The following is a 22,557-nucleotide window of genomic DNA, read 5'->3' on the forward strand; positions in this document are numbered from 1 at the left end:
AAAGGAATTTACTAGAAGTTATTATTCAATTATTGTGTTCCCTTCAACGGTTAACCCATCTAAACTGATATTCACATTTGGTGCAGCAATGATTAAATCCCCTGCAATAGTACCAGTACTACCAGATGGCATTAAAGAGTACCTCCCTGAAGCTGTAGGTACTGTTAGCGTTACATTCCCATTCAAGGTTTGACCATTCAAATCAATCATTACTAAATCTGTTAGCGTTACATCTGCAGTCACTGGAGCTGTTAACCTTATCAAGTCACCTGCTTTCGCTTTATTTAATGCTTGTTTTAATTCCTCGGCATTCTTTACATTAAATTCATTCACTTTTTCTGGTGGAACAACCGGATCGGGTGCTACATTTCCTCCACCTGCGTTTGGAACCCCTGTACTTGGCGAAGAACCTCCAATAATGGCTTTAATTTGGGAAGCAACCGAGGCATAGTTGGTCATAATTTTTGTTACCGTTGAACCTGCTGGAATCGACAAGTCATTTATTAGTAAACCTGAACCGATTGTAATTCGGGCATCAGCGTTTAGAACCGTTAAATATTTCACTAAACCAACAGCATTCAATTCTAACTCCACTGCAGTAGGAAGCCACAATCGTTCAAACTTTACATTCCCAGTCATATTCAGTTTTGCCGTAGATTCAATTGTTACCTTCGTTGCTGATCCGTCAATATTTATAGCAGTAATGGTAGCTGCTATGATAATTTCAGGAATCACCGTGTCCGTCACAATCGAAATATTTTGACGCTTGACTTGTACTTTTTCTGTGTGCGAATTTTTGATTTTCAATACAAGTGTACTTTGACCATCAATTGCATCAGCTATAATTAAATCGCCAGTAATTGTAGCACCATCAAATTCCATTTTCTTCTTAACATTTGAGGTAATGATTACATTTCCTGTAACTGATACATTTTTAACGGTCACACCATCTGCGTTAATTGTTATCGAATCGAGCGTTGCATTTGTATTGAATACAACGCCCATCTCTGCTGAACCTGCCTTATTTAAAACAACATTATTTACTTTTGTTATAATCCCATTTTCAATAGTTGCTGTAATTTTTGCTCCTGTTAGTGCGGTTTTATTTTTAGTTGTAAAAATTGACTTTACTGAATCACCAAATAAATAAGTTTTACCATTAATAGCAATTTCATTCGCTGTATATTTTTCAACTTTAAACGTTACACTTTGAGAAGGTTGAGTAGTCGGATTACTAACAGCTTCTGAACGAGTAATAAATGCAGCCAGTTGTCCTCGTGTTACATTGGAAGAACCATCAAATAATGTAGCTGTCTTACCAGTCGTTACGTTGTTTTCATATAAAGCAGCAATCGCTTCTTTATAATCTGCACGCACATCAGTGAACGGTAATGAATTCGTATTTGAAGCTTTTAAATTAAAAGCGTTCGCTACAATTTTTGCTACATGGTTACGTTGTATAAATTCATCCTGACGGAATGTTCCATCCTCATAACCATTAATAATCCCCTTTTCCTTTAATGCAGCAATTGCACCAAAATATACATGATTAGTAGGAATATCTTTAAAGTTTGGATTGCTAACATTCGATGTATCCAGTCCTAATACACCCGTAATAATTTTAGCAACTTGTCCACGTGTTATGTTTTGCTCAGGTTTAAATGTCCCATCTTGGAACCCATTAATAATGCCACGATCATTTAAATTTTTAATCTCGTCATAAAATGGATGCGTTCGTTGTACATCCTTGAAACTACTAGCTTCAGATGCAATCGGTGCTACTACTACCGCTGAAGCCGTTAATGCCATTGCTGTTATTGCTTTTAAATACTTCGATTTTCCCCATTTACGCATACTTAGAGTAATACCTCCCCATTCCTATTTAATAAGGATGATTTTGAATCCAATCAATACAATTAATTGTAATGATTAAACATTGCCAAAATATTGTTTAACATAGTAATTTTAACAGAAAAATAATAAATATATTGTTATTTAATATTAATATTCTAAATTTTTCGTAAAATTTTTATATTAAACTTTTACAATATTATTTAGAATAGTAGTTTTATAATAAAACATCATTTTCTGTAATTACATTTTCACATGAACTAAAGAGCAATTGTGCCCTCACCTCTATTAGACATTGAAAGGCCCGACACAAAAGTAAAACCTCTACAACTTTTGTACGGGAGGGCTGAAATAACCGAGGAGTTGGCACATTTGCCTGAACGTAGATAATACTCTTACCTTAAAGTTAACCTCAATGTCATATCCTTAATAGGAAAAAAGCCAGTGAGTATCCATCTCGCACTGACCTAAAAAAAGGAGACAAATAAAAACACCTTTCGTTGAAAAACGGGTATTAAATACAAAACATTCAACGTGGAGGTGTTTTTTCTATGGGTACTAAGCCAATCTCCTTTTTGTTTTACTTGTAATACATCTCAAAAGATTATCGACTACAGATTCTCTTCTGAACATTCTTTATTGATCATCTTTTTATTGTCAGTATGAATGCTTTTTATTCCTTCAAAAAACGAATACTCTTCCCTTAAACATTTCTCTAACTCTCCGTTATCCTGCGGAAGCTGTGCTAAGTAATGTTTAGAAAAATGAATCCTTTTTTGGATTTCTTGTTGGTTCTGTGTTGTCGTTCCGTGTCCTGGTATATGGGTTGTTATTTGATGATGCAGTAAAATATCTTCAGCTTTACGAATAGTATTGACATAGTCTTTATAACTGCTAAAGATGAAAGGAAACTCAATATCTGACAAGTAATCTCCCGAAAGAAATAGCCCATACGGCTCTATCACTGTAAATAAACCATCATCCGTATGACCAGGTGCTTGATAAAATGTCATAGTTATCGAATCTAACTCTAATGTTTGCCCATCCTCTGAAACGACAATATCTACTGTTGGATATACAGGGGAATAGCTCCTCTGTATATAATAACTTTGATCAAATTGTTTGATTTTTTGAATGCCTTTTGCTTTGTTCGGGTTTTTATCAAATTGTTTAGATGCAATTACCTTTGCTCCTGGAAAGGCCCCTGAACCAATAATATGGTCAAAATCGCTATGAGTGTAAATAATATATAGTTGCTTATCACCCTTCATGTTGTTTATGTAAGCCTGAATTTCCTCAATTTCGCTAGGTAACCAATTAGGATCTGTCATAATTATCGCTTCATTCGTTTGAATGATAACCGAAGTAGTCATATACAATGCACTTTGAAAAACAGTAATATTATCTTTTTGGAATTGAATCATCATGAACCTTCCTTTTCCCCTTTTAAAAGGGAGCATCTTTAAGTGAGTATTTTAGATTTTGAACAGGAATTTCTTATTTATAGAGTTCGAGCAAAATCAGTAAATTCCTTCTTTAAGGAAAAGTGGAAGGTACTAGGAATTATTTTTTATGTACATATTTAATACAAAAGCATCTTTATTGATATCCTTTAGGATTAGCAACAGAATGTGATTTCTCTGTAGTTTTGTCGATTTTGAGAATCCATTCATTCCGATTTAATCTAGAAAGATTTTTTCTCGCTAAAATATTTTATGATATGATGTTTAGGTTGTTTATCTACTACACATTTATATTCATCTTAGAAAGAGGTATCTATGCACAACTCACAATTATCCAAGCGACATTGGTTACTCATTTTAACACTTACGTTATTGACATTTGTACTAGGGACAAGCGAATTTGTTATAGTCGGAATCTTAACTGATATTTCCTCAAGCCTTCAAATGACTAATGCAAAAGCAGGCACACTTGTTTCTGCATTTGCCATTACATTTGCTATTGCCACACCACTAGTGATGTCAGCAACAAGTCATTTTCCAAAGCGTAAATGGATGTTGTTTTTGATCCTTTCTTTCATCGTCCTCAATGCTTTTTGCGTCATTTCAACGAGCTACATCATGCTGCTTGTACTTCGTATTATGACAGCGATTGTAACAGGAGTATTAATCTCTCTAGCCATGATTGTTGCAAGCGAAACCATGCCCATAAACAAACGCGGACTTGCTATATCATTCGTTTTTGGTGGTTTCACACTAGCAAATGTCGTTGGAGTACCAATTGGTATTGTAATCGCAGACTGGTATGGTTGGAATGCCACTTTCATGTTAACAACCTTTCTAGGTGGTTTGGCGTTTTTGGCATCCTTTTTTGTCTTACCTAATCAACTCAGCCAAGTACGTAGTTCGATACGGGATCAGTTTTCTTTAATGATCAAGCCGCGTATTTTAATGGCCTTTTTCATTCCTGCTCTAGGATTTGGGGCAACTTACGCTGTCTTTACGTACCTTGTTCCTATTTTGAAGGGAATGGGAGCACCAAATAATTCTATTAGTCTAATCTTATTTGGTTATGGGTTTATTTCGATTTTCAGCAATATCCTCGCCAGTAAAATTGCCAGTCATAATGCTATCGGTCGCCTTCGCTTTGTTTTTCTTGTGCAGGCTATTGTTCTGACAAGTTTATTTTGGACTACAAATCATTTTATTTTAGGGCTGGTCAATATTGGCTTAATGTCATTAATGGCTATCCTCTTAACAACATCTACTCAGCTTTATTTAATAGACCTCGCTGAAATTTACCAACCCAGTGCGAAAGGATTGGCTGCTTCACTTATGCCTGTAGCAAGTAACGTAGGTATCGCTTTTGGTTCTGCATTAGGTGGAATTGTTTATCATCAGGGAAATTTAATGAATGTTACATGGGTCGGTGGGATTGTTGCCGTCTGTGCAAGTTTGCTAACTTTTCTTAGTCACCATTTAGATCAAAAACTAGAGAAATCAGCATAAAAATGATAGAAACAATTGAAAATGCAATAAGACCTTTAAAATTAAACTAGGCAGATTCGCATTATAAAGCGAATCTGCCTGTTTTACTTATCGCTCTGTCTCGTCAAAATGAACGGCATCTCTTGTGGAATATGCCTAATCAATGTTTTCAACGAGTTATCCTGTAGTTAGATGTTTTTCTTTCATTGTACCAACTTGATTTAAAATCATTGCGCCAAACATTTGAATAATTGTCTTCACAACAATTTGTCCGAAAATGGCGGCTGGTACGGCTTCCCAAGGTAATATATTAGCTCCAAGTGGACTCAAGCCGATTACTACGAAAATTGCAGAATCCAAAAATCCTCCAACAAGACCACTGTAGAACACGCGCCAAGCCATTGGTAATTTTAATCGAGTATAGATTTCTGTATCAGCTGTTTCAGCGACAACAAATGATAGTGCTGACGCTACCACAATCAAAAGTGTATCCCCCAGTAGGAATGACACTACTGCTGATAAAATTAAAGCTGTAATAATAAATAAATACGTCTTTGCTCTACCATATTTATTTTGTACAAGGTCCCGAAAAATAAAGGTTGCCCCAATTAAAAACGTCCCCATTGGAACAATAAACATACCGAAGTGCAATGGCGCAAATGCTGCCGTTACTACATTAGCGATGACAATAGATAATAAATAAAACAATATTCTCATACTACTACTCCTCAATTTAAAAACATTTTTGTAATGGCATACTATACGCCTCTTTTATTTCCCCAAACAAGGGCATGTAACTGTGGCAGTACTTTAACATCTCTTAATTCTTCATCCTTCATCACTCTATCAATCAGTGCATGATATTTATCCAATAAATGCATAATTAATTGTGAATTATCAGTTGTCATAAGATCATCATTACCGACTTGAAGATAAAAAGGAATCATTGGATATCGATGGTGAATTTGTTTAGCATAATCGTAATCCTCTTGATTAAAAACGACTATTTTGAGAGATATCTGGTGATTGCTGTTTTGATTTTTAAGTTTTTCGAAGATATATGAGAGCACCGAATAGTCCGTGGTCATTCCAGAACTAGGTGGCTTTGGAGAAATGGTCAATTCATCAATTTCATGCATCCATTTTTGCCACCTGCTTCCCTGTGTTTCCACTCCAATTCTTATGTTGTTTTCTTTTAAAATGGCAATGAGCTCAGCTAAATGTGGATTGAGTGCAGGATTGCCGCCTGAAATCGTGACAAATGAGAAGCCATTGCCTCCAAGACATTTCAACTCAGTCCAAATCTCTTCCGCTGTCATTTGGACAATCAGATGCTTTCCACTGCCATCCCAAGTAAACGATGAATCACACCAAGAACAGGAATAATCACAACCTGCAGTTCTCACAAACATTGTCTTCTGGCCAACGACCATTCCTTCACCTTGAATCGTCGGTCCAAAAATCTCGATAACAGGTACCTTACTCACCTTCCATCCACTCCCGTCTCGCTTCTGCATAGCTTGTCGGAGTTTCATATAACCTAATAAACTCTACACATGCACCGCTATACCTTGGTTCATCAAGCAAGGCCTCTGCCAACTTTTCATAAATCCAAACAACAATGTTTTCTGCTGTCGTATTCATGGGTGGAAGCGTTTCATTTAAATAACGATGATCCAAATGAATCTCTATTTTTTGTTTCCATATTTTTTTTATATCGCCAAAATCAATCATCAAACCGCGTTCATCTGTGTAGCCACTCAATCCCAATACTACACGATAGGTATGACCATGTAGGTTTTTACATTTCCCCTCATAATGATGTAAATGATGAGCAGCATCAAAGGTAAATTCTTTACTTACAAGAACACGCTTTGCATGATAGTTCAATTGATCTTTTTGAATATCTTCATCTATTTTTTGGAGCTTATCGACGATTTTAAAATCTGACATGCCTTAAGACTCCTTCCTATAACGCAAATACTCATCTAGCCCTTTTTTTCGCAGTTTACAGGCCGGGCATTCACCGCAACCATCCGCTATAACACCGTTATAGCAAGTCAACGTTCTTTCTCGAACAAATTCCAATGCCCCAAAACGATCAGCAAGCTCCCATGTCTGTGCCTTATTCAGCCACATCAACGGTGTATCAATAACAAAAGAATCATCCATCGATAAATTTAACGTTACATTCAAGGATTTAATAAAAACATCTCGGCAATCCGGATATCCGCTAAAATCTGTTTCACAAACGCCAGTCACGATATGCTTCGCTCCTACTTGACTCGCTAAAACACCAGCAAATGAAAGAAAGAGAAGATTACGACCAGGCACAAAAGTCGATGGCAGCTCACCATTATCTCCGTCTTCTACTGTAATATCTTGTCGTGTCAAAGCATTCGGAGCAAGTTGGTTTAGGAGTGACATATCAAGAATATGATGCTTGATTCCAAGTTCACTCGCTATCTCTTTTGCACATTCAATTTCAAGACGATGCCTTTGACCATAATCAAAAGTGACTGCCTCAACCTCTTTAAAACGTTCCCTTGCCCAAAACAAACAAGTTGTACTGTCCTGACCTCCACTAAATACAACAATTGCTTTTTCCTGCTTCATCTATAAAACTCCCTTATATCGAAAAAACAGCACTCTAAGAAAAAGTGCTGCTTTCTTCTTAGTTTTTTTAAGAGGGTAGCTAAAAACCTCTTTCTTGATGGAACTATTTAAATCTCCATTTATCGATTATCAATTTTTTCTGGATTAAGATCGTGGTTCATTAAACGATAATTGGCGATTTCCTCGTATTTCGTTCCTGGCTTCCCATAGTTACACCATGGATCGATCGAAATACCCCCACGTGGCGTAAACTTCCCCCAAACCTCAATATATCGTGGATCAAGCAATGCAATTAAGTCATTCATAATGATATTAACGCAATCTTCATGGAAATCACCGTGATTTCTAAAACTGAATAAATACAACTTTAGTGATTTACTTTCAACAATTTTTTTATCTGGGATATACGAGATGTACATCGTGGCAAAATCAGGCTGATTTGTAAGCGGGCATAAACTAGTGAACTCTGGACAATTAAATTTAATGAAATAATCTCGATTGGCATGTAGATTATCCACTGCCTCTAATACCTCTGGTGCATAATCATAGGAATACTTTGTACCTTGATTACCTAACAGGGTTAAATCCTTTAATCCTTCTTCATGACTTCGGCCAGACATAAAAAAACCTCCTTGTAAAATGTTTCCCAACACTTTTCAAGAGAGGCATCACCAAGCATTCTATTTAAAACATACGTAAACACATAAAAAAAAGCCACGTCCAATATGGACATGGCATTATTGTCATGTTTCCATAGTTTTTTATAGAGGGTATCCGCTATGAACCTCTCCCGTTCTAGTCCGGGCATTCTTTTCTTCAATATCGTACAAAAAATAATACAGAACGTCAAATGGATTTTTTCAAAATTTTACTATATGCAATGTGGTTTGAAAGCATTACTAAAGAATTGATTCAAAGGGTTTAGAACCATTATTTACATTACCTTTAGTGGAGCTATATGGAACTTTTGTCAAATTTATAGATTATGAATAAATTGCTATTGGAATTACTAGTATTGCAGGTTTTGAGATTCTTGAAACAATGTTAGGAAAATCAAGTTGTTCATCTAATCCAGTGTTCATAGATTGAAGAAGGCTATCTAAAGCTTGTTGTTGGAATAATTTAAATGCTGTATTTCTAAATAAATTAATTTCATCTTGATCATTAGTAACAACCTTCACAACTTTTCCAAAAACAGTATAATTTCCATCAATGATTTCATTAGTATTTTTATGAATGAAATAATTTAAATAAACAGGAAGAACTGCTTTTAATGATTCTTCTTCATTAATAGTGCAAATTAAATCCATGTTATCATTTTCCATTAAACTATTTCTCATGCTTTTTACTTGTTTTAATATCTCTTGATTTCCATCCTTTTTGTTACTTTTTTGGGCAGGTTGAAACGTCATTGCTAAGACCATCATTTGTTCAATTGATTCTAAAAGGGCAATCAACGGGTTTTTTTCCAATTTACTATTAAATCTGACAAAACTCCCTGATGCTAAATTATCTAAATTTCCTTGCTCTTCAATATCGTTAATTAATTGATTTTCTTCTAAATATGAAAGTAATTTTGCGAATAAAGACGTTGGCGTGTGTACTTTTTCCTCACTTGAATTCTTTTCTTCCAACGATTTTTTCTCTACACCCATTGCTGCTTTAATTTTTGTTTTTATCCCGTATAAACCAAATCCAGCCTCTCCATTAATGCTGCTATTAGTATTTTTTCCATCAGTGTTCGTGACATTTAAATTTGTTACTTGTGCAAATCCATCTTCAATAACTGCCAATAAATCAAATACTACATTTTGATTTAAGTACGTTGTAACTGGAAATACACTACCTTTAGATTCTTTATTCACTATATACCCCCTATTTTTTCTTTTCCTCTAAATAAAAAGGAACGCTTGTTCCTATTTTACATCATGGGGAACTCTTTTGCAAATTAATTGGTTATTTCATTCTCTTTCTGAAGTGCTATTTTTTTCACTTTCTTTCAACTAAGTCCTTTTCAATTTTCTGTGTCTCTGTTTCTCTATATCCATTTATATGCTCTAGCTTCTGTTCATTCAAATTTCAGTAGAGTATTCAGATGTAAATTTCATTCTACTTCTTAATATCCACCTATATTTTATCTAAAGCATTAAAACGCTAAAGTACACAAGTGGGCGTGTGGGGCTTTATCACCTTAAAGCGACTTATAGTTTCATATTTCCACATAGATTTAGAACGAGGCGTGGGAAATACAGTAATCCTTAACAGCACGATCACACATAAAAATGCACATAAAAATCTTTAACTACTAAGTGCCGTTATCTATCTTTTTCCTTTCGAAGGAACCTGGTAATTTAAAGACAAACTCAATCCCTAGTTTCAAATGGTTAAGGGCTTTTTAAACAAGGAATTTGCCATTTTATATCTTCCCCAGCTAAACTACCATAATTATTACGTCAAAAGCCCCTTAGGTGGTTTCTGGAAGTTTAGCAACCAGTTATCACCTAAGGGGCTTTATAGCCATTGGGGATTTGCTTATTTTTCATTAACTAATTTAACAAGACCTTTTTTAATAATCACAAAACCTCTTTCTTCCCATGCCTTCACAAATTTTTCAGTACAAGTTATCTCCACACCGCTCTCTTCATTTTCCATCACATATCCTTCTCGTTCGTTAGATAGTTCTTCATAAGCGTTCTTCATATTTTCCACTTCTTTCTATCGTATTTATGAGACCCTTTTTTCTCCTCGCTAATAAATAAGTTTCTTAGTTATTAGAGATTTCGAGAGCTGTATATATTTTTTATCGAGAGAACTTTCTATATATTATTAAAATAAGCCCCCCACCTATTTCTAATACGTTTCTTCTATTTCCAACACGTTAGCGAGATTAGAACGAGCTTCATATACTTGCTCTTCCAAACCTTCACCTACTCCTAGAACCATTTTTATAAATTGTTCACTTATATATTTTTCCTTATCAGTGTAATTGGCCGAATTAGTTTCTACTTCTCTTGCGTTATCAGAGATAGATTTTGTAACCTCATTACTCGGAAATTCACCATTTTCAAACGCTACGTTTAGTTCATGGAACGCCCATAGAGCATTACTATAATAATTTTCTCCAATACCTTCTGGTACATTTGGAGAGCTACCTAATTTATAGGCTAAAAATAATACTACGATAATTCCGATAGCCCATATAACCTTAATTTTCCATATAGGCTTCCTCTTTACCAATACATCATCCATTTTTAGCTCACTCATTAATATATTCCTCCTACTTTTTGAGTATTCGTCTTTCTTTATAAAAAATCATACAAAAATCGGTACGCTTAAGCGTACCACTATATTATTTAGTATATGGTAAGTTTTCCTTAATAGTCAATATCAATCGATTGTAGGGAGAGCTATGACAAGAAAAGTCAAAGTGAAGATTCATGAACTAGTCAATCAAAGAGGAATTTCATTAAGGGAATTATCTCGATTAACTGATATACGCCATGCTGCTTTAAGCGAATTAGCTAATCAAAAAAGACAAAACATAAATTTTAGTCATATAGAGAAAATCGCAGATACTTTAGAGCTAGATGATATTAGAGACATCATTGACCTGATAGAAGTCAAAGACAAGTAAAAGTCGCTCCATATACATAGGGCGACTTTTTTTAATATACTCTAATGTTTAAATTATTTACTCCTTGTATTTTTTCTTCAAGTATTACAATGTAAGATTTTATTTTAGACCTCAATTGCCCTTTTTTTACTTCCTAATTGTAGCAAGATGTCATTCAAAACAAAAAGTTATTTACGTTTATATTTTTTATTGAAAGGCTCTCTCTGCTCATAACTTTCTCCAATACTTTCTTAATCATTAGATTGCTATCATTTTAATAATTCTCTAATTTGTTTATAGTTTGAAGAATTGCATGGAATATCTTTAACAATCATATACTTAAAATAAAATGATTTTAATTTATGAGCAATTAAATATCAATGGGTGTATTTAAACACCGATAAATACTCAATAAATTTCCTTTTATTAAATCAAATATAGTTACACATAATTATAAAATATGATATAAGATTAATGAGAGGTGTTTTAAATGTTTACAAGCGAATTATGCTTACAAAATAAATTTATACAATTAAAAGAAGCCGAATTAAACAAAAATGAAAAAATTCTAACAGAGTTTAATGCGCGATTCGGAAATGTAGATATGGTTCAGGTATTTATTAACGATTCTAACTTACTCAGTTATGATCAAGCCAATTTACTTTCAACATACCAATTTGCTAAGGTATTAGCCTTTTTACATAAAAAAGCAATTCGTACCTTCACCTATCTACAAAAATGTACGGATTATGGAGAGAAAACGTTAAGCTCTATATTATCTAAGTTAATTAAAGCAAACATAGTCACAGAAATTAATTCAAATCGGTACATTATCTCAGAAGAATTTGAATTCCCTATACTACAATTCATATCTTATGAAGCAAAATTACAAAAATGGAAAAAAGCTATACTTCAAGCTTCCATTAATAAAAAATTCTCGTCTTATTCTTATGTTGTATTACCAATTGAATTAGCATACAAATTAAAACAAAATAAAATAAATTATTTTCAAACCTATAATGTTGGCCTGATTGGTGTTTCTGATAATAAAATTGAATACCTATTCAATCCTAAAAAGGAAACTTTGAAATTTACAATTAATCCTTCGTTAATTTCTAGTATTGCTAAGTATCAAATAGAAACTTCTACCTTTTCTATTTCAGCTCAATAAAAAGAAGCTATTACTAACTGGAATAGCTTCTTTATTGTTTGTACTGTTTATAAAAAAATAAAGTTATCCTCTTGAAACCCATTTAAGGCATTTTTATAATTCTCTATATGCCTACCATTAATCTTTTGTAATGGATTCAGTTCATTGTATCGTTTTATATTAGAATCTGCTTTATCAATTATTTCATTTACTAGCCTTAACTTTTCATCTATACTTCCTTTTTCTACAATTTCTTCAACCACTTTCTTCAAAGCCTCAAAATATTGTTGATAAATTTCATTTAAGTTTATACTTTCAATATTTCCTGAGTTAATTTTGTCATCTAACTCACAATCACACAGAATCCTACCATACATTTCCTCTTTATATTTCTCAGGAATACTAAATATTTCGTCCTCTATTGCTAATTCAAAAAGCATCTTCATAGAAGTATATCTTTTCTTTTGCCTTCCCATACCGTCAACTGGTTCTAAACCTTTTTGTTCCTTATTAAAGTTTCTTAATGAGTAAAACCAGCCTGTACCAATTGCCTCAGCTCCAACTGCAAAATATAGGATACTCTCTATCCCCACATAACCAATGATAACCTTTAAACCAAGATTTTTTAAATCATAGATAAATTGAAGCATATTTTGTAGTCGAGTTGGATTAAAATCATGCCTATGTTTATTATTATTCTCCCGATCAATAGTAATATATATACCTTGGAATTTATGAGATATATCACTAAAATCGTCTAAAAAGTCAGCAATATATGATTTATTTTCAAGAGCATTTTCGCTAAAAATAATTGAAACGTATTTCTCAGCTTCTATTCCTCTATCAGATACTTCCTCGCTAAAAATCTCCCACATATCGAAAAGTTTATCAACTATTCGATCATTAAAACTATATAAATATAGAGACGGAGCCATTAATGCATTTACATTAAAATCTAATTGAAAATCAATTGAACTCTCTACTAAATTTTCGATATTGCTTGTGTTTCTTAAAAAATTTCTATCTATATCTTGCTCAGGAAAGTAAGGAAGGTCATTCAATTTTTTTGGTATCGATCCAGAAAATTGTTTATAATACAATTTTAAATCTACTATATTTTTACCAGAAGAATATGCTTCATTATCTTCCCTTACATCCTTAATTCGACTTATAGTTTCCTCTCTTGGATCCCAAATTACTCCGTCTATTAACTTGTTAGTATAAAATCTATCTATCTTTGGCTTCCAAGCAGGACCATGTTGTGCAAAAATCATTATTCTTCCTCCTGACCCATTAGATTTTCTAATTGACATAATAATTCATCTAAATTTGACCATCTTCGATGCCTTTGTGGTGTTGCCAATCTAGATATTACTTTACTAAATAGCATTAAAGACCTAGAACTAGAATCTTTATCTTTCCATAGCTGGAATATGTGATACATATCTCTAATTTGGTTTATCCCCATCGACCGAGTTGCTGGTAGAAATATTTCTATTGCAATTAATCCCAATGGAAATAAATCTGTTCTAAAGTCCCAAGTATAATTAGAAGTTCTTTTTTCCTGCTCAGGAGCCATATAATAAGGGGTTCCTATTGCCATTCTTGTACCAGTAAGCTTCTCCTCTTCATTTGATTTTACCAATCCAGCATCTATTATTTTAAAATTACCTTTATAATATATAATATTCCTTGGAGTTAAATCCCTGTGTACGTATCCACTATCATGCATTACTTTAACTTGATTAACCATTTGGAATAAAAATGTAATAACGGCATCAATATTTTGGGAACTACGATATAACTCACTACTATTTAAAGTATCTCCCTCAAATCTTGTTTCAAAATAATAAATAAAATGGTAATCTTCCCTTATTAACATTTGATGTTCTTCAAAAATCTCTAATTGGGGTAGAATAGGGCATTTTTTTGATGCATTAAGCTCTCTGATAATTCTTTTAGATTTAGCCTCTATTTCATAATCTCGTTCGGATTCAAAGTCACTAGTTGATATTTCTCTAAATGCTAATTTGTTAAACGTGATATAGGGTGAAACATCAACAAATTTAAGCATACTTACATTTCCAGTACTAAGGGCTACTTGGAATACCTGCCTCTGCCCACTTCTAGGTAACTTATTAACAGATGTTACTATTAATCCTTTTTGTTGTAATATGTTCTGAACATCTTCATCATTTATAATGTATGGATCCATAATTTCTCCTTTACAAAAAAATAAATTAGTGTTATCCCTTTATTACTTCTCACCTATAAATTATTGTATCATATTACCAATGTAGTATATTTCTAAATATGTATGTTTTGGTATAAAAAATCCCTTCAATATGTTCATATAACTTGTTGAAGAGATTTTTATGTGAAACTATTCAATAAAAAATTTCTATCTCAAACTTCCGCTTTACTATCACTTGTGATACGGTTCACCCTTCATAATCCTAAAACTCCGATAAACCTGCTCGACTAGCACGAGCTTCATGAGCTGGTGAGGGAGCGTCATTTTACCGAAAGATTGTTGTTCATCAGAACGTTTTAGCACGTCATCATGTAGGCCGAGGGAGCCGCCGATGACGAAGGTGATTTTGCTTTTGCCGTAGGTCATGAGGGATTCGATATCGGCTGCCATTTGTTCGGAGGTTTTCATTTTGCCGTTGATGGCTAGGGCGATGACGTAGGCATCTGGGCTTATTTTGGCTAGTATGCGTTCGCCTTCCTTTTTCTTGACGATGTCCATTTCGGCTTCACTTAGTTGTTCAGGTGCCTTTTCGTCTGGTACTTCAATCAAATCCATTTTTGCATAGCCGCCAAGTCGTTTTACGTACTCATCGATTCCCATTTTTAAGTACTTTTCTTTTAGTTTGCCGACTGATACAATCGTTATATTCACACGTTATCCACCTTTACAATTCATTTACAAACAAATTATCCACAAAAGTTATCAACATATCCACAAGCTACTTCTATATATTGTGTAAAGTTATTTACTTGATACAATATATTCTGCTGGCTGTTCACAGTAGTTACACTTTGTGGATAACTTTTTATCTTCTTTGATTTTATCCATAATTGGGAACACTTTTTGCTCTGCTACAAACATGTCTAAAGCGTGTTCTATATGGCTTTCACAACTGTATTTTTCCATTTTTTTACGTCTCCTTATTTTCCGAAATTTCCACAAACTTATTCACAAATCAGTCTATGTTATCCACAACCTATTGTAACAAAGGAATGGCATGTATGGAAGAAGTGCCTTCTTCTCACGTTTACTTGTACAGAAATAGTATTCACAATTTTCTAGTTATCCACAATATTTCATAAAAGCCTTTCTTCATCCTCGCAAAAAAAACGATGGAGAATTGTTAGATCTCCATCGCTCTTTATATTCTTTACAATGTATTACCGTTTGTTAATGTTAGTGATAGCTCGACTAATTTACCTTGACGGTAAACTTTTAATGTTAGTTTATCACCAATTTTTTTCTCATTATATAAATGCTTGCGTAAATCAATAGTTGTTTCGATCTTTTGACCATCCATTTCCACAATAACATCATATTGTTGAACACCTGCTTTTGATGCAGCTGAGTTATTCATGACATCTGTTACAACAACACCTGTTGTCACCTCTGCAGGTAATTTTAATGTTTGTTGCTGATAGAATGATGGGACATCTGTTAGATCTGCTAGTGACACTCCCATTGTTGGACGTTTCATTTCACCATTTTTCTCTAATTCCTCGATAATTGGAATAGCTGAATTAATGGGAATAGAGAATCCTAAACCTTCCACGGAGGATTGAGCGATTTTCATGGAGTTAATCCCTACTAATTCTCCAGCTAAGTTGACAAGGGCTCCACCACTATTTCCTGGGTTAATCGCAGCATCTGTTTGTAATACTTCTTGTTGCCAATCTTCCGTACCATCACCATTTAAGTCTACTGGTACAGAACGGTCTTTCCCAGAAACTACACCTGTTGTAACTGAGCCGTAGAAATCTAAGCCAAGGGGATTCCCAATTGCAATAACTGTTTCGCCTTGTTTTAATACATCAGAATTACCGAATGTCGCAACTGTTTTTACATTTTTAGCGCTAATAGAAATAACAGCAAGGTCTGTCCAAACATCATGACCTACTAATTGAGCTGGTTCTTTCGTTCCGTCTGGCATTGTGACCTCTAACTGTTTTGCACCTTCAATCACATGGTTGTTTGTAACGATAAAGGCTTTATCTCCTTCGATTTTATAAACAACACCTGAACCGCTTCCTGCTTCTTTTGTCGTTGTTGATGGTGGACTCCAAAAGCCTCCACTCGTTATTTCTTGAATATTCGTAATACCCACAACGGCTGCTGAAGCTTTATCTACTGCGGATGTCACATCGGTTGTTATCTCTGTCGCAACTTGGTTTATCGTTGTGTTATTTTTTCCTGTACCACTTGATGTTGTCCCAGGCATTTGATTGACTAGTCCAGGTAACATAAGCCATACAAGTAAAGCACCTATAATCACACCGATAAGACCACTAAAGAAATAGCCTCCCTTTCCTCCGCCACCGCCTTTCTTTTTATGCCGCTTGGCTTGCATTTCTTGCTCCTCACGCTCTAATCTTTCTTGAAGAGGTGATTTCGGTACTTCATCATTTTTTAAGAAATCACTGTTTTTATCATCATCTTGGAAATAACTCAAGTTCCTCATCCTTTCCTTTAGTGCTATTTGTTAATTGTTACCCTAATCTTACAATTCAAACATTAAAATCAGATGAAAAACAAATAAAATGGGCATAAAAATAGCTGCCCAAAGCATTTTTTAAAATGCCTTGAACAGCTCCAAGTTTTGCCTAAATAGCTTATGATTAAACCGTGACTAATTTTGTTGGTTCTTCTGCATCTGTATCAAAGAGATGAACATGCTCACCGACAAGGATGCCACAAGATTGCAAAGTTTGAGAGACACTCATGCGTGCCAACTCTTTCATATTATTATCTTTACTTAAATGCGAAAGATAAATATTGGTCTTCTTATCAAATACAACTTCACTCATTGCGATAGCTGCATCCTCATTAGACACATGTCCTACATCACTTAATATACGACGTTTAATGGACCAAGGGTAACGTCCCATTTGAAGCATGTTGACATCATGATTACTTTCAAAAACAAAGGAATCTGCTCCACGGATAATCCCTTTCATACGATCACTAACATAACCGGTATCTGTAATAATGACCAGCTTGCGATCATTCTCATGGAAAGTGTAGAACATTGGATCTGCTGCATCATGTGACACAGCAAAGGACTCAACAGCTAAAGAACCAAAATACTTCACTGTATCCATTTCAAATTCAAAACGCTGTTCTATAGGAATATCACCAACTAGCCCATCCATTGCCTGCCATGTTTTGGCGTTTGCATAAATTGGTACACTATATTTTCGTGCCAGTACACCAATTCCCTTAATATGATCACTATGCTCATGTGTAACAAAAATACCACTAAGCTGCTTCATATTACGGTCGATTTTTGTAAAGAGCTGCTCCATCTTTTTCCCACTAAGTCCCGCATCGACAATAAAAGCATGGTCGTCATTCTCTACATAAATCGAATTTCCTGTACTGCCACTTGCTAAAACACTAAATCGCATTATTCAACTCCCCAGTCTTCTTCTCCGCTCTCCTGCTTGTCCTCCTGGATTTCAATGACTTTACCTTCTACTGCATTGACAAAGTACTCCTCTTTTCCTCCATCAGGTAATTTCACTTGAACCTCCCACGTTGGCACCAGTACCTGTGTACGCGTTAATTTAACAAGCGTGGAGTAACCTAACTTCATTTGCGTAATGCGCGAGTCTGGCTTGAGCGGTCCTTTTGCATACAATGTTTGAATAATTTGAAGTGGTGGAATAACCGTTTCCTGCTGCTCCATTTCTTCAATATTATCAATCATTGTTTGTTCATACATTATTACTTCGTCATTTGTATTCCATTTTATTTTTAATGAACCATTATAATAGAACATTCGATTATTCGTCTTTTGGAAAAAAACAGCGACGCGTTCTTCTCGATCTATTTTCCATAAAGCATACGATGCTCCTTCATTGACATTGGCTAGAACAAAATCTGTAAAGCTTGCATCATCATTCACATTACGTAATTTAACAGGCTTCATGAAAATAGCACGAGCCTTTGTATTGTCATCCGTAGGGGTGACCTGTTGATTAGTATCTTTAAATTCAGCCTTTGTGAATTTATGTACTTGGGCTGTAATATAAGAGGCCGATTCAATATTATTTGGTAATGAGCCATACGTAATATTATCATCTTTTAAACGAGCTTCGATCGTTTTTTCACCAGGTACTTCAATATCTTTTGCTTCATTATAGCGATTTACATAAAGTGTATATAAGAAGATGTTGAGAATTAAAAAAACGAATATAAAAATAGATTTTGTTCTATTCCAATCCATTTTTAACACCTCCTAAAACTTCAGGCGTCAGTTTAATCCATGTACCATTACGAATAACAAACCAACAAGGTTCAAATGTAAAGATATTCAGTTCTTGATTTTGCGTTAAATAATAGCCCAATACAAGTTCCTCAATGTCTGATAAGGCAATGTTATTAGCATTTTTTAATCTCTCAGCAATCTCTGTACCAGAAGGTAGTTCTTTAATTTCCTTCTCTGCTTCAATATCCATATCTAATGAAAAGTATGGACGCTTATAATGGAAAATCCGGCTATCTCCCCAAATTGTCGTCATTCGAGTAATGACATGATTGCTATAGACAGGTAAACCTTGTAAGTATAATTGATAATCCATTTGATTTTTATTGATGCTCGTTGAAGCATAACGAAAATCTGCTGTAAATCCTCCATGTTCATTGATAAATTCAAAGCTATCTTTAAGAAGCTTCGATGGCTCAATTCGTATACTGCTTTCTGCCGCTGGATAAACATAGTTTAATGATTTGAGATTTGTGTCTAATGTCATTAAGGACATACCATCTGTATATTTTTCAGAGGATGCACTTTCAACATTACGCTGGACAATATTTGGTTCTGGGAATAACACATTTTTAAATAATTCTGGTGTGATTTCTTCAATATAGTACGTAAATTTTACAGATTCCATTTTATTACTAGCTACATAAAGAGATGTCTGGCCTTCGCGCTCAACTTCTTTAAAAGCTTCATATTTTTTCGCAGGCTCTATGACTTCTTTGATAAACTGATTTACGTTTGGCACACTGACATGTGAACGGAATAATGATTGGTTATTGCTGCTAATATAATAAAGCATTAGATCCTTGCTATTATAATTACTCCAATCGATAATCATACGATTGAACGTTGTTTCGGGTAATTCCTTGTCCGTAAACTGAAAGATCGTATTAAAGGCTGAAAACGGAATTTCACCAGTAAAGAAGATGGTCATCCGATTATCTGCACTAATAATTTGATTCACATAGTTTGGAGATAGATTATTGTTAACAGGTACTAGGTCAAGAATATTCCAGCCTTTAAAAGTCTTCATCATATCTTTCATTGCAGCATTAGATACTGTACCTGTAAATTCTTCATCGGAACGGAAAATAGCCTTATACGGACGAATAATATCCTCCATATCCTTTTGTGGCTTAATGAGAATTTCCTCTCCTGTTGTTTTTTCAATAAATTTATAATCAGGTGTGTAGGTCCAAATCAAAAAAGTTAAGACCACACTTAGCATGACAAATAGAAATAATACAACAGATTTAACTGGCTCTATATATTTCATTCCCACTCACCTGCCTCACCAAATTCATCTGCATCATATGGTAATGTGAAGAAAATCGTTGTACCGTGTCCTTCCTCACTTTCAGCCCAAATCTTCCCACCGTGAGCTTCAATCATTTCCCGCGCAATAGCTAATCCTAAGCCTGTTCCTCCCATAGAACGAGCACGTGCACGATCCACACGATAGAAACGATCGAAAATACGCCCTACATTTTCTTTAGGAATACCCATGCCATCATCAGAAATCATGACCTTCAGCATGTCTTCTTGTCCAGTAAAGCCAAAGCGAATATTACCGCCATCTGGTGAATACTTAATGGCATTCGAAATGATATTATCGATGACTTGTGTCACCTTATCCGTATCAATTTCTACATAGAATGATGTTTCAGGGAATAATCGTTCAAACTGGACTTTATCCGATTTAGACATTTCAAATCGGTCGATAATACGGTTAAAGAATGAATTGAATAACACAATATCTTTATTCAACTCATAATCCGAACTATCCATTCTTGATAATTGTAATAAATCATTCACTAGACGAATCATTCGCTCTGTTTCAGTTTGTGTCACATTTAAAAATGTCGGAGCAATATTTTCATCTTTCCATGCCCCATCTGCTAGTGCCTCTAAATAACTATTCATCGTTGTTAACGGCGTTCTTAACTCATGTGATACATTCGATACAAATTCTCGACGATCCATTTCAATCTTTTCCTGCTCTGTTATATCGTGCAGTACAGTAATTAAACCGTTAATAAAACCAGTCTCTTTTTGAATAACAGAGAAATTAGCACGAAGTATATAGGGTGCATCGGCTGTACTAAAGTTTAAATTGATCGCATCATTCATATGAATTAAGTCTTCAAAGCCATATTCCTGATCAATTCCCAATACAGAGGCGATAGGACGTCCTAATGTAATATCTCTTGAAATATGCAGTAATTCTAGTGCAGGGTCATTAATCAGAATTATACGTCCTTTGCGATCGGTCGCGATAACGCCATCTGTCATATTAGTCAGAACCGAATCTAGCTTTCGACGTTCGGCTTCTGTTGTCGATTGTGCTTCTTGTAAACGGTTGGTTAAATGATTAAAGGTAATGGCTAGCTGTCCTATTTCATCCGTACCGTATACTCGTACTTTCCGAGAATAGTTCCCCTTTGCCATCGCCTGAGCCTGCTTTCGCATATCAGCAATTGGCTGTGTAATCGTTCGTGCAACAAGAATACCTAAGAAGATGGTAATAACTAAGGACATAGCCGTACCACCAAGGAAAATTCGGTTAATGTCATTCATTTGTTCAAAAACGGATTCAATATTAGCTTCAATATAGAGAACACCGATAATTTCATCGTCTGGTCCTGCACCAGCTCTAATCGGATTCGCTAATACCCACACTCGATTTCTCGTTTTATTGTCTAGTTTAATGATGTCAAAGAGTGTTTCAGCAGATATGGCTCGACGCACTAGATCCGTATTAGAACGTTGTCCGATTAAATTTTGATTTTCAAGCTCCGATGTGGCAAGAATTCTTTGTCTATCATCAATAACACGAATTTCTAAAATATCTCCATTCGAAACATCCTTTAAACCAGTAGAAAACTCCATCACAATGGATTTTAGACTTTCTTCTAATTTAGGCATGCTTTCATCGCGTTCCTTTAATATTTCTTCACGAATACTATATTGCATCAAGTCGACACGCTGAAAAATGGAATCTTGGAAGTTGCTCTTCAAATTTCGTTCTAATTCACGAGCGAAATAGATACCGATAATTTGTAAGGCAAGCAATATTAATAAAATATAAATCAGCACTAGTTTGACATGAATGGATTTAAAGAAGCTCACTTTCTGCATTCCTATTACTCCTGTTCAGGATTTCGTAAATAATAACCTACACCACGTCGTGTGACGATCCAAGCGGGATGACTAGGATTATCCTCAATTTTTTCCCGTAAACGACGAATTGTTACGTCAACTGTTCGTACATCACCAAAGTAATCATAGCCCCATACTGTTTGTAGTAAGTGCTCTCGTGTCATGACCTGACCAATATGTTTTCCTAAATAATGAAGTAATTCAAATTCACGATGTGTCAGTTCAATTGCTTCATCACGCTTCATTACTAAATAAGCATCTGGTTGGATAACAAGAGATCCCACAACAATCTCATTAGACTCTTCCTCAGCCTCTTCTGCTGCAGGAGCAACAACTTGTAGACGGCGCATATTAGCCTTCACACGTGCAATCAGCTCTCGTGTACTAAATGGCTTTGTGACATAATCATCTGCGCCCATCTCTAATCCTAATACTTTATCAATCTCAGAGCCCTTAGCAGTTAGCATAATAATAGGGAAATCGTATTTTTTACGTACTTCTCTACACACTTCCATTCCATCGCGCTTTGGTAGCATGATATCTAAAAGCATTAAATCTGGTTGCTCTTCCTCTACTTTTTTTAATGCCTCATCACCATCATAAGCACAAATAACTTTATAGCCTTCTTTTATCAAATTAAATTGCAAAATATCTGCGATTGGTTTTTCATCGTCAACAACTAAAATGGTTTTGTTCATTCATTCT

General features: G+C 34.7%; 23 protein-coding genes and 1 riboswitch. Of the genes, 3 read left to right on the forward strand and 20 right to left on the reverse strand.

Features of this window, described 5'->3' with window-relative positions:
* Positions 1-21: 21 nt before the first annotated feature.
* Together AC6BKE_RS02120 and AC6BKE_RS02125 are read right to left on the reverse strand one after the other, a co-directional pair.
* Complete coding sequence (locus AC6BKE_RS02120; protein WP_499855729.1) at positions 22-1,854, reverse strand: S-layer homology domain-containing protein; 1,833 nt, start codon at positions 1,852-1,854, stop codon at positions 22-24.
* A gap of 608 nt (positions 1,855-2,462) precedes the next feature.
* Entirely contained in the window at positions 2,463-3,275 is an 813-nt protein-coding gene (locus tag AC6BKE_RS02125; protein WP_499855731.1) for an MBL fold metallo-hydrolase, read from the reverse strand.
* Between the two features lie 354 nt (positions 3,276-3,629).
* Here AC6BKE_RS02125 and AC6BKE_RS02130 point away from each other — a divergent pair, with 354 nt between their 5' ends.
* The gene (locus AC6BKE_RS02130) at positions 3,630-4,820 is read left to right on the forward strand and encodes an MFS transporter (protein ID WP_036119412.1); all 1,191 of its coding nucleotides are present in this window, start codon (positions 3,630-3,632) and stop codon (positions 4,818-4,820) included.
* Positions 4,821-4,976: 156 nt separating this feature from the next.
* Here the strand turns inward: AC6BKE_RS02130 and AC6BKE_RS02135 are convergent, their stop codons facing one another.
* From AC6BKE_RS02135 to AC6BKE_RS02170, 8 genes are all read right to left on the reverse strand, one after another.
* On the reverse strand, positions 4,977-5,516 hold the full coding sequence (locus AC6BKE_RS02135; protein WP_101966857.1) for a VUT family protein: 540 nt from the start codon (positions 5,514-5,516) through the stop codon (positions 4,977-4,979).
* Positions 5,517-5,557: 41 nt separating this feature from the next.
* Positions 5,558-6,286: a 7-carboxy-7-deazaguanine synthase QueE gene (gene queE, locus AC6BKE_RS02140; RefSeq protein WP_499855733.1), complete on the reverse strand. Its 729-nt coding sequence runs from the start codon at positions 6,284-6,286 to the stop codon at positions 5,558-5,560.
* The gene (queD, locus tag AC6BKE_RS02145; RefSeq protein ID WP_342504309.1) at positions 6,279-6,752 is read right to left on the reverse strand and encodes a 6-carboxytetrahydropterin synthase QueD; all 474 of its coding nucleotides are present in this window, start codon (positions 6,750-6,752) and stop codon (positions 6,279-6,281) included. The genes queE and queD overlap by 8 nt, the downstream gene beginning before the upstream one ends.
* A 3-nt stretch (positions 6,753-6,755) precedes the next feature.
* Positions 6,756-7,415, reverse strand: coding sequence for a 7-cyano-7-deazaguanine synthase QueC (gene queC, locus AC6BKE_RS02150; RefSeq protein ID WP_499855734.1), 660 nt, complete (start codon positions 7,413-7,415; stop codon positions 6,756-6,758).
* Positions 7,416-7,534: 119 nt separating this feature from the next.
* Positions 7,535-8,035, reverse strand: a complete 501-nt coding sequence (gene queF, locus AC6BKE_RS02155; protein WP_342535200.1) for a preQ(1) synthase — start codon at positions 8,033-8,035, stop codon at positions 7,535-7,537.
* A gap of 127 nt (positions 8,036-8,162) precedes the next feature.
* A riboswitch (PreQ1 riboswitch) is annotated at positions 8,163-8,209 on the reverse strand.
* Between the two features lie 189 nt (positions 8,210-8,398).
* The gene (locus AC6BKE_RS02160; RefSeq protein ID WP_499855737.1) at positions 8,399-9,280 is read right to left on the reverse strand and encodes a DUF6414 family protein; all 882 of its coding nucleotides are present in this window, start codon (positions 9,278-9,280) and stop codon (positions 8,399-8,401) included.
* A gap of 667 nt (positions 9,281-9,947) precedes the next feature.
* A complete protein-coding gene (locus AC6BKE_RS02165; protein WP_499855739.1) occupies positions 9,948-10,115 on the reverse strand; it encodes a hypothetical protein in 168 nt (55 codons plus the stop codon).
* 150 nt (positions 10,116-10,265) lie between these two features.
* Positions 10,266-10,679, reverse strand: a complete 414-nt coding sequence (locus AC6BKE_RS02170) for a hypothetical protein (RefSeq protein ID WP_499855741.1) — start codon at positions 10,677-10,679, stop codon at positions 10,266-10,268.
* A gap of 145 nt (positions 10,680-10,824) precedes the next feature.
* Here AC6BKE_RS02170 and AC6BKE_RS02175 point away from each other — a divergent pair, with 145 nt between their 5' ends.
* Positions 10,825-11,049, forward strand: a complete 225-nt coding sequence (locus tag AC6BKE_RS02175; protein WP_286923200.1) for a helix-turn-helix domain-containing protein — start codon at positions 10,825-10,827, stop codon at positions 11,047-11,049.
* A gap of 469 nt (positions 11,050-11,518) precedes the next feature.
* The gene (locus AC6BKE_RS02180) at positions 11,519-12,199 is read left to right on the forward strand and encodes a hypothetical protein (RefSeq protein WP_499855742.1); all 681 of its coding nucleotides are present in this window, start codon (positions 11,519-11,521) and stop codon (positions 12,197-12,199) included.
* Between the two features lie 47 nt (positions 12,200-12,246).
* Here the strand turns inward: AC6BKE_RS02180 and AC6BKE_RS02185 are convergent, their stop codons facing one another.
* The 10 genes from AC6BKE_RS02185 to yycF all read right to left on the reverse strand — a co-directional run bounded on the left by AC6BKE_RS02185 (position 12,247) and on the right by yycF (position 22,550).
* Positions 12,247-13,452: a hypothetical protein gene (locus AC6BKE_RS02185; RefSeq protein ID WP_499855744.1), complete on the reverse strand. Its 1,206-nt coding sequence runs from the start codon at positions 13,450-13,452 to the stop codon at positions 12,247-12,249.
* Entirely contained in the window at positions 13,452-14,393 is a 942-nt protein-coding gene (locus AC6BKE_RS02190; protein ID WP_499855745.1) for a protein kinase domain-containing protein, read from the reverse strand. Before AC6BKE_RS02190 ends, AC6BKE_RS02185 begins: the two co-directional genes overlap by 1 nt.
* Positions 14,394-14,603: 210 nt before the next feature.
* Entirely contained in the window at positions 14,604-15,083 is a 480-nt protein-coding gene (gene rlmH, locus AC6BKE_RS02195; RefSeq protein ID WP_036119387.1) for a 23S rRNA (pseudouridine(1915)-N(3))-methyltransferase RlmH, read from the reverse strand.
* A 90-nt stretch (positions 15,084-15,173) separates the two neighbouring features.
* Complete coding sequence (locus AC6BKE_RS02200; protein WP_499855746.1) at positions 15,174-15,338, reverse strand: CxxH/CxxC protein; 165 nt, start codon at positions 15,336-15,338, stop codon at positions 15,174-15,176.
* Positions 15,339-15,582: 244 nt separating this feature from the next.
* The gene (locus AC6BKE_RS02205; protein WP_036119381.1) at positions 15,583-16,881 is read right to left on the reverse strand and encodes a S1C family serine protease; all 1,299 of its coding nucleotides are present in this window, start codon (positions 16,879-16,881) and stop codon (positions 15,583-15,585) included.
* A 166-nt stretch (positions 16,882-17,047) separates the two neighbouring features.
* On the reverse strand, positions 17,048-17,836 hold the full coding sequence (locus AC6BKE_RS02210) for an MBL fold metallo-hydrolase (RefSeq protein ID WP_499855747.1): 789 nt from the start codon (positions 17,834-17,836) through the stop codon (positions 17,048-17,050).
* Positions 17,836-18,657, reverse strand: coding sequence for a two-component system regulatory protein YycI (locus AC6BKE_RS02215; RefSeq protein WP_036119375.1), 822 nt, complete (start codon positions 18,655-18,657; stop codon positions 17,836-17,838). Before AC6BKE_RS02215 ends, AC6BKE_RS02210 begins: the two co-directional genes overlap by 1 nt.
* The gene (locus tag AC6BKE_RS02220; RefSeq protein ID WP_499855748.1) at positions 18,644-19,969 is read right to left on the reverse strand and encodes a YycH family regulatory protein; all 1,326 of its coding nucleotides are present in this window, start codon (positions 19,967-19,969) and stop codon (positions 18,644-18,646) included. Before AC6BKE_RS02220 ends, AC6BKE_RS02215 begins: the two co-directional genes overlap by 14 nt.
* Positions 19,966-21,831 carry a cell wall metabolism sensor histidine kinase WalK gene (walK, locus tag AC6BKE_RS02225; RefSeq protein WP_058844079.1) on the reverse strand — a complete coding sequence of 622 codons (1,866 nt, stop codon included), beginning with the start codon at positions 21,829-21,831 and terminating at the stop codon, positions 19,966-19,968. The genes AC6BKE_RS02220 and walK overlap by 4 nt, the downstream gene beginning before the upstream one ends.
* Positions 21,832-21,836: 5 nt before the next feature.
* Complete coding sequence (yycF, locus tag AC6BKE_RS02230; protein ID WP_036077923.1) at positions 21,837-22,550, reverse strand: response regulator YycF; 714 nt, start codon at positions 22,548-22,550, stop codon at positions 21,837-21,839.
* Positions 22,551-22,557 lie beyond the last annotated feature (7 nt).

Source organism: Lysinibacillus sp. COL-1, from assembly GCF_059814265.1.

Bases quoted from the DNA above. Each gene is read 5' to 3' on its own strand.
- AC6BKE_RS02220 (WP_499855748.1), bottom strand. From the start codon at position 19,969: ATGAAATATATAGAGCCAGTTAAATCTGTTGTATTATTTCTATTTGTC.
- AC6BKE_RS02185 (WP_499855744.1), bottom strand. From the start codon at position 13,452: ATGATTTTTGCACAACATGGTCCTGCTTGGAAGCCAAAGATAGATAGA.
- AC6BKE_RS02170 (WP_499855741.1), bottom strand. From the start codon at position 10,679: ATGAGTGAGCTAAAAATGGATGATGTATTGGTAAAGAGGAAGCCTATA.
- AC6BKE_RS02125 (WP_499855731.1), bottom strand. From the start codon at position 3,275: ATGATTCAATTCCAAAAAGATAATATTACTGTTTTTCAAAGTGCATTG.
- AC6BKE_RS02180 (WP_499855742.1), top strand. From the start codon at position 11,519: ATGTTTACAAGCGAATTATGCTTACAAAATAAATTTATACAATTAAAA.
- queD (WP_342504309.1), bottom strand. From the start codon at position 6,752: ATGTCAGATTTTAAAATCGTCGATAAGCTCCAAAAAATAGATGAAGAT.
- AC6BKE_RS02215 (WP_036119375.1), bottom strand. From the start codon at position 18,657: ATGGATTGGAATAGAACAAAATCTATTTTTATATTCGTTTTTTTAATT.
- queC (WP_499855734.1), bottom strand. From the start codon at position 7,415: ATGAAGCAGGAAAAAGCAATTGTTGTATTTAGTGGAGGTCAGGACAGT.
- AC6BKE_RS02210 (WP_499855747.1), bottom strand. From the start codon at position 17,836: ATGCGATTTAGTGTTTTAGCAAGTGGCAGTACAGGAAATTCGATTTAT.
- AC6BKE_RS02130 (WP_036119412.1), top strand. From the start codon at position 3,630: ATGCACAACTCACAATTATCCAAGCGACATTGGTTACTCATTTTAACA.
- AC6BKE_RS02190 (WP_499855745.1), bottom strand. From the start codon at position 14,393: ATGGATCCATACATTATAAATGATGAAGATGTTCAGAACATATTACAA.
- AC6BKE_RS02165 (WP_499855739.1), bottom strand. From the start codon at position 10,115: ATGAAGAACGCTTATGAAGAACTATCTAACGAACGAGAAGGATATGTG.
- queF (WP_342535200.1), bottom strand. From the start codon at position 8,035: ATGTCTGGCCGAAGTCATGAAGAAGGATTAAAGGATTTAACCCTGTTA.
- AC6BKE_RS02120 (WP_499855729.1), bottom strand. From the start codon at position 1,854: ATGCGTAAATGGGGAAAATCGAAGTATTTAAAAGCAATAACAGCAATG.
- yycF (WP_036077923.1), bottom strand. From the start codon at position 22,550: ATGAACAAAACCATTTTAGTTGTTGACGATGAAAAACCAATCGCAGAT.
- AC6BKE_RS02135 (WP_101966857.1), bottom strand. From the start codon at position 5,516: ATGAGAATATTGTTTTATTTATTATCTATTGTCATCGCTAATGTAGTA.
- AC6BKE_RS02175 (WP_286923200.1), top strand. From the start codon at position 10,825: ATGACAAGAAAAGTCAAAGTGAAGATTCATGAACTAGTCAATCAAAGA.
- walK (WP_058844079.1), bottom strand. From the start codon at position 21,831: ATGCAGAAAGTGAGCTTCTTTAAATCCATTCATGTCAAACTAGTGCTG.
- AC6BKE_RS02200 (WP_499855746.1), bottom strand. From the start codon at position 15,338: ATGGAAAAATACAGTTGTGAAAGCCATATAGAACACGCTTTAGACATG.